Annotated in this window: 6 protein-coding genes and 1 pseudogene; 5 read left to right on the forward strand and 2 right to left on the reverse strand. The window is 71.6% G+C overall.

The genetic code is table 11. The features are described 5' to 3' along the window. The first annotated feature begins 196 nt into the window (after positions 1-196). The 5 genes from EES43_RS12580 to EES43_RS12600 all read left to right on the forward strand — a co-directional run bounded on the left by EES43_RS12580 (position 197) and on the right by EES43_RS12600 (position 5,193). A complete protein-coding gene (locus EES43_RS12580) occupies positions 197-1,864 on the forward strand; it encodes a bifunctional 3'-5' exonuclease/DNA polymerase (RefSeq protein WP_124268820.1) in 1,668 nt (555 codons plus the stop codon). Positions 1,865-2,011: 147 nt separating this feature from the next. Beyond that, entirely contained in the window at positions 2,012-2,695 is a 684-nt protein-coding gene (locus tag EES43_RS12585; protein ID WP_124268821.1) for a phosphotransferase, read from the forward strand. 131 nt (positions 2,696-2,826) lie between these two features. Next, positions 2,827-3,771 carry an ABC transporter ATP-binding protein gene (locus EES43_RS12590; protein WP_124268822.1) on the forward strand — a complete coding sequence of 315 codons (945 nt, stop codon included), beginning with the start codon at positions 2,827-2,829 and terminating at the stop codon, positions 3,769-3,771. Then, entirely contained in the window at positions 3,768-4,742 is a 975-nt protein-coding gene (locus EES43_RS12595; RefSeq protein ID WP_124268823.1) for an ABC transporter permease, read from the forward strand. Before EES43_RS12590 ends, EES43_RS12595 begins: the two co-directional genes overlap by 4 nt. 46 nt (positions 4,743-4,788) lie before the next feature. Next, the gene (locus EES43_RS12600) at positions 4,789-5,193 is read left to right on the forward strand and encodes a GntR family transcriptional regulator (protein ID WP_206430041.1); all 405 of its coding nucleotides are present in this window, start codon (positions 4,789-4,791) and stop codon (positions 5,191-5,193) included. A gap of 349 nt (positions 5,194-5,542) precedes the next feature. Here the strand turns inward: EES43_RS12600 and EES43_RS31265 are convergent, their stop codons facing one another. Next, positions 5,543-5,941, reverse strand: a complete 399-nt coding sequence (locus tag EES43_RS31265; protein ID WP_241192394.1) for a hypothetical protein — start codon at positions 5,939-5,941, stop codon at positions 5,543-5,545. Between the two features lie 50 nt (positions 5,942-5,991). After that, positions 5,992-6,250, reverse strand: a pseudogene (locus EES43_RS31270) (hypothetical protein); the annotation flags it as partial.

The following is a 6,250-nucleotide window of genomic DNA, read 5'->3' on the forward strand; positions in this document are numbered from 1 at the left end:
CCCGGCAGGCCCGGCGGGCCCGGCGGGGCAGATCCGGCAGACCGGTTCCGGCAGTCCGCGCAATCCGGCAGACCGGGCAGACCGGCAGTCCGGCAGTCCGGCAGTCCGGCAGTCCGGGCAGACCGGCAGACCGGCAGACCGGCAACCACGGCACGGCTTCGGGGCGCTGTCAGTGGCGGATGTCAGACTCGCACCCATGACCGAACGGTGGGCGCTGGCCACGGCGGAGGGGGGCGGGGCGCTGCTCGCGCCGCTGCGTCGGGACGGCACGCCCGACGGACCGGTCCGGGCCGAGCCCGATCTCGTCGAAGCCGTCCGTTCGCGTCCCGAGGTGGCGCGCTGGGTGTGGCGGTCGACCACCGAGGTCTATCCCCGCCTGCTCGCCGCCGGCGTCCGCGTCGAGCGGTGTTACGACATCGAGTGCGCCGAGTCGCTGCTGCTCGGCCACGAGGGACGCCTGGGCGAACCGCGCTCGGCCGCCGCCGCCCTGGCCCGACTGGACAACACCGCGGTGCCGCCCGATCCGCCCGCCCGCCCGGCCGAACCCGGCGCGCAGTCCTCCCTGTTCGATCCGCCCTCCGGGACCGGCGTCCCGCTCGACGGACTGCTCCGGGTCTACGCGGGCCAGCTCCGCCGCCACGACGCCGCCGAACACCCCGACCGGATGCGCCTGTTGACCGGCTCCGAGTCGGCCGCGCTGCTGGTGGCCGCCGAGTTGCACCGGGCCGGCCTGCCCTGGCGCGCGGACGTGCACCGGCAGGTGCTGCACGGGCTCCTGGGCGAGCGGTACGCGGGCGGCGGCGAGCCCCGCAGGCTCGCCGAGCTGGCGGACGAGGTGTCGGCGGCGTTCGGCCGCCGGGTCCGCCCCGACCTGCCCGCCGACGTGGTGAAGGCGTTCGCGCGGGCCGGGATCGCGGTGAAATCGACCCGGCGGTGGGAGCTGGAGGAGGTGGACCACCCGGCGGTCGAGCCCCTCATCGCGTACAAGAAGCTGTACCGGATCTGGACCGCGCACGGCTGGAGCTGGCTCCAGGACTGGGTCCGCGACGGCCGGTTCCGCCCGGAGTACCAGCCGGGCGGCACGGTCAGCGGACGCTGGACCACCAACGGCGGCGGCGCGCTCCAGATCCCCAGGGTGATACGGCAGGCCGTCGTCGCCGACGACGGCTGGCGTCTGGTCGTCGCGGACGCCGACCAGATGGAGCCGCGCGTGCTGGCGGCGATCTCCCGCGACCCCGGGCTGATGGAGGTGGCCGGTCACGACGGCGACCTCTACACGTCGCTCTCCGCCAAGGCGTTCCACGGCGACCGCGAACACGCCAAGCTGGCCCTGCTCGGCGCGGTCTACGGCCAGACCTCCGGGGACGGGCTGAAGAACCTGGCCGCCCTGCGCCGGCGCTTCCCGCTCGCCGTGTCGTACGTCGACGACGCGGCGCGGGCGGGCGAGGAGGGCCGCCTGGTGCGCACCTGGCTGGGCCGCACCAGCCCGCCGGTCGCCCTGGCGGGCCAGGACGAGGAGGCGGGCCTTCCGCAGGAGGGGAGCGAGGCCGCGGCCGACGGCGGCACGACCCGGGCCCGGGGGCGCTTCACCCGTAACTTCGTGGTGCAGGGCAGCGCCGCCGACTGGGCGCTGCTGCTCCTGGCCGCCCTGCGCCGGACGCTGCACGAGCAGGCGCTCCGCGCCGAGCTGGTGTTCTTCCAGCACGACGAGGTGATCGTGCACTGCCCGGCGGAGGAGGCGGACGCCGTGACGGAGGCGATCCGCGCCGCCGGCGAGCTGGCCGGGCGGATCACCTTCGGCCCGACGCCGGTGCGGTTCCCGTTCACGACGGCGGTGGTCGAGCGGTACTCGGACGCCAAGTGAGACCGGCGCCGTCGCCCGGGAGGACCGGTGGGCCGCCCGGAAACCGCCGCCGTGTCGAGGGGCCCTGGTGCGGCGGGATCGCGGGCGGGTGGCGCGAAGCCGGACGTCGGCTCCCCTTCGGTAGTGGGCCCGGGTAGGTTCGGCCCCATGCACACAGGGCAACTTCTGGGCTCGGGACGCACCGCCGACGTGTACGCACTCGACGGCTCCTGGGTCCTCCGCCGCTACCGCGACCGCACCGACACCACGGACGAGCTGGCGGTGATGTCGTACGTCGCCGCCTTCGGCTTCCCGGTGCCGCGGATCGGCCCGCCCGCCGACGGGGCCCGCCGCACGGACCTGGTGCTGCAACGGCTGGCGGGGCCGACCCTGGCGGAGGCCCTGCTGGCGGGCGCGGTGCGGGCCCGCGACGCCGGGGCGCAGCTCGGCAGGCTCCTGCGCGAGCTGCACGCGATACCGCCCCGGGTGTCGTCCGACCCGGAGGACCGCATCCTCCACCTCGACCTGCGTCCGGAGAACGTGATGCTGACGGAGCGGGGACCCGTGGTGATCGACTGGTCCACCGCCGAGGAGGGGCCGCCCGGCTTCGACCGGGCGGTGTCGGCGCTGAACCTGGCCCGCGCCGCGCTCACCTCGGAGCTCCCGGCAGCGGCGGCCGAGGCCCGCGTCCTGCTGGCGGCGCTCCTGGCCGAGATCTCCGACGACGGCGGCGCGTCCGCCGCCGACCTGGCGCTGGCCGCCACCCGCGGGCGCCGGAACCCGCACGCCACCGGGGCCGAACGGGACTGCCTGGACGACGCGGTGGACCTGGCGCTGAGCAGCGCACCGTAAGGACACGGCGTCCCGCGACGCCCACTTCACCGGCGGACCCACGCAAGGACACACCCGCACATGCCCTTGACAGTCATTCCCGCACAAGACCATGATTCCATTAATTGACTCATGGAATTGAGGTGAGGCGCGTGGCAGACACGAGCATCCCTGGCGGGTCGGGCGCCTGGGCCCTGGAGGCGCGCGGACTGGGCAAGCGCTACCGCCGCGGCTGGGCGCTGCGCGACTGCTCCTTCCGCCTGCCGGCCGGCCGCATCTGCGGACTGGTCGGCCCGAACGGAGCCGGCAAGAGCACGCTGCTCGGCCTGGCGACCCAGCAGGTACGGCCGACGGACGGCACGTTGAGCGTGTTCGGCGTAGCGTCCGACGACCCCGCCGTGATGCCCAGGTTCGCCTTCCTCGGCCAGGACAAGCCGCTGTTCAAGCGGTTCACCGTAGCCGAGACCCTGCGCCTGGGAGCCGAGCTGAACCCCGGCTGGGACGCGTCGGCGTCCGAGCGGATCGTCCGCGCGGGCAACGTCCCGCTCGACGCGAAGGTCGGCACCCTCTCCGGCGGCCAGCGCACCCGCGTGGCCTTCGCGCTCGTCTTCGGCAAGCGGCCGGATCTGCTGCTCCTGGACGAGCCGATGTCGGACCTGGACCCGCTGGCCCGGCACGAGATGGGCACGCTGCTGATGGCGGAGGCCGTCGAGCGCGGCACCACCGTGGTGATGTCCTCGCACATGCTCACCGAGCTGGAGGACATGTGCGACTACCTGCTGGTCCTCGCGGACGGCCGGATCAGAATGGCCGGTGACGCCGACGCGCTGGTCCCGGCGCACTCGCTGGTGACGGGCGTGGCCCAGGACGGCTCGCCGCCGCCCGAGCTGTCCGCCCGGCACACCGTGGTGGAAGCACGGGTCGAGGGACGGCAGTTCCAGGCGCTGATCCGGCCGAAGGGCCCGCTGCCGAGCACGTGGAACGTCGCCGAACCCTCGCTCGAAGAGGTCCTGCTCGCGCATCTCCGCTCGCCGGACGCTCCCTCCCTCTTCACCCAGGGCGCCCGCGTCGAGCCCGAAGGGAACCAGGCCGCATGAGCACCACCCTCACCGACAGCCCCACCGAACTCCGCGCCCACAAGCGCCGCCTGCTGCACGGGCTGCCCTGGCTCGTGGTACGCCAGCACCGGGGCACGGTGTACAGCGTCCTCGGCCTGACCCTGATCACCGCGCTCCTGATCGTCTGGGAACGCCACGACCTGATCCAACTGCTCGACGCGGCCGGCCGGCCGGACCCGGACGCCGGAAACCCGCTCCAGGACGACCGGGGCCACACGTTCATCAGCGCCGTCCTCGGCGTCCTGCCGCTGGTCTTCGCCGTCACCATCGGCGCTCCGCTGATCGCGGGCGACCAGCAGGACGGCACGGCGCAACTGGTCACCACCCAGTCCATGACCCGCCGCCAGTGGATCGTCGCCAAGCTGGGCCTGGTCTACTCCCTCGCCCTGTTCAGCGGCGTGGTGCTCTCGGTCCTCTTCACCTGGTACTGGAGGCCGCACCGCTCCTTCTTCACGCAGGAGTGGATCGAGAGCGGGATCTTCGACAGGACGGGCCCGGTCCTGCCCGCCTTCCTGCTCTTCCTCACGGCCGCGGGCGTCACCGTCGGCGTGCTGGTGCGCCGGGTGCTGCCGGCCATGGTGACCGTGTTCGTCCTCACGTACGTCATGGACCTGGTCTGGAGCGAGGTGCGCCCGCGCCTGGCCGCTGCGCGGACGATCACGTTCCCGTTGGACGAGGACCTCCCCGCCCGGCTGAGCGAGTCGTACGAAGTGGACCGCTGGGTCGCCGACGCCCAGGGCAACCTCTACGGCTGGGGCTCCTGCGCGGAGGCGACCGAGAAGGCGCAGAACGCGTGCGTCGCGGAGAAGGGCATCGTCGACAACGTCGTCGAGTACCTCGACTTCGGCCAGATGGCCGCCATGCAGTGGACGGCGGCCGGCCTGCTCCTGGCCGGAACGGCCCTGCTCACGGCGGTCACCGTGTGGCGGGTCTCGCGCAGACCGCTGTAGCAGTGGCCGGAACCTCCTACGTAAAGTGTCGGCAATCGAGCGATGGGTGAAGTGTGTGGTCGTGTTCCGCATCGACCGGCGCAGCGGGGTGGCGACCTACCTCCAGATCGTCCGCCAGGTCGAACAGGCGCTGCGCATGGGCGCACTGGAGGAGGGCGACCGCCTGCCCACCGCCGCCCAGGTCGCCGCGACCACCAAGGTCAACCCGAACACGACCCTCAAGGCCTACCGCGAACTGGAACGAGCCGGACTGGCCGAAGTGCGCCAGGGGGCGGGCACGTTCATCACCCGCTCCCTCTCCCAGCCGCAGTCCGGCCCCGACTCCCCGCTGCGGACGGCCCTGACGGACTGGATGCTCCAGGCCCGCACCGAGGGCCTCACGGGCCAGGACGTCATCGCCCTGTTCCACACGGCATTCGGCACGGCCTACCCGAACGAGCCCGCGGACTGACCGCGCCCGCCGCGCCCGAGCAACAGAAAACCCCAGGCCGGAAGGCATCCGACCTGGGGCTCTTCTGAGCCGCCTTCGGGATTCGAACCCGAGACCTACGCATCACGAGGACCTGCAAGATCATCCCGGACGGTGTCGCTCGATGCCACAGAATCTCGTATCCGCTGGTCAGGAGCGTGCAGCCACGAGCCTGACACCGTATCCACCCTGATGCCAGCGGGTCCGCTCACGCAACATAGGGGCGATGTAGACCTGAGCAGCCCCTCCGGCCCCTCCTCGCCGCCAGGGGTCAGTGCCAAAGACGAGTAAGGGAGGCGAACGATTGAAGTGATTGAGGGGGCGCTGCCTCTCAGCCGAGCAGTTCGGTCATCAGTAGGTCCAGTTCCTCGGCGTCGGTAGAGCTGAGGAGGAAGTCACGCAGGGTACGGCGGATCTGGATGTAACTCTTGCCGTCCTCGAACTTCAGCTCCGCGATCCGCTCGGCTTCCGCCTCTCCGATCTCCGCGATTCGTGCGTGCTTGGCGTCGGCCGGGCCGAAGTCCGGGATAGGCAGCTCCCATACGGCCTTGTCAATGTCACGCTCATCCTTGCCGTAGGACATGAGCGGGCGCACGGCTTCGGTGGTGTACGGGGAGTTGAGGACCGCCAGCAGGTACATGCCCTCCTGCCGCGTGGCGACGGTTCCCCAGTACAACTTGTGCTCGATGACCGCGTTCGGGTCGTCTACGAGCGCTGCTGTGACGTACATGCCCGAGGCTCCGTAAACCACTCTCAGCGGAGCACCGGGAAGCTGGTCAATCAGCCCCCTACGGAAGTTGAGCCTCTCGGCCAACGAGGGCGCCCGCTGAAACGGTTGTCATTCCAGAGGCGTTCCGCGTTGCGCCACCACGTTGCCAGGTCCGGGTAACGATCGAGGTGCTCATGTTCACCGTGCATGAGGGTGTTCGTTCCCTCAATAGGCAGAACGGCCTTGTCGGCGCCCAAAATCCTGTAAGGGGCGACGTGCTCACCGAGCAAAACAGGCCGGACAAACTCTTTCTCAACGGACCCTTCTAGT

Origin of the sequence: Streptomyces sp. ADI96-02 (assembly GCF_003846185.1) — a bacterium.
GTDB lineage: Bacteria > Actinomycetota > Actinomycetes > Streptomycetales > Streptomycetaceae > Streptomyces.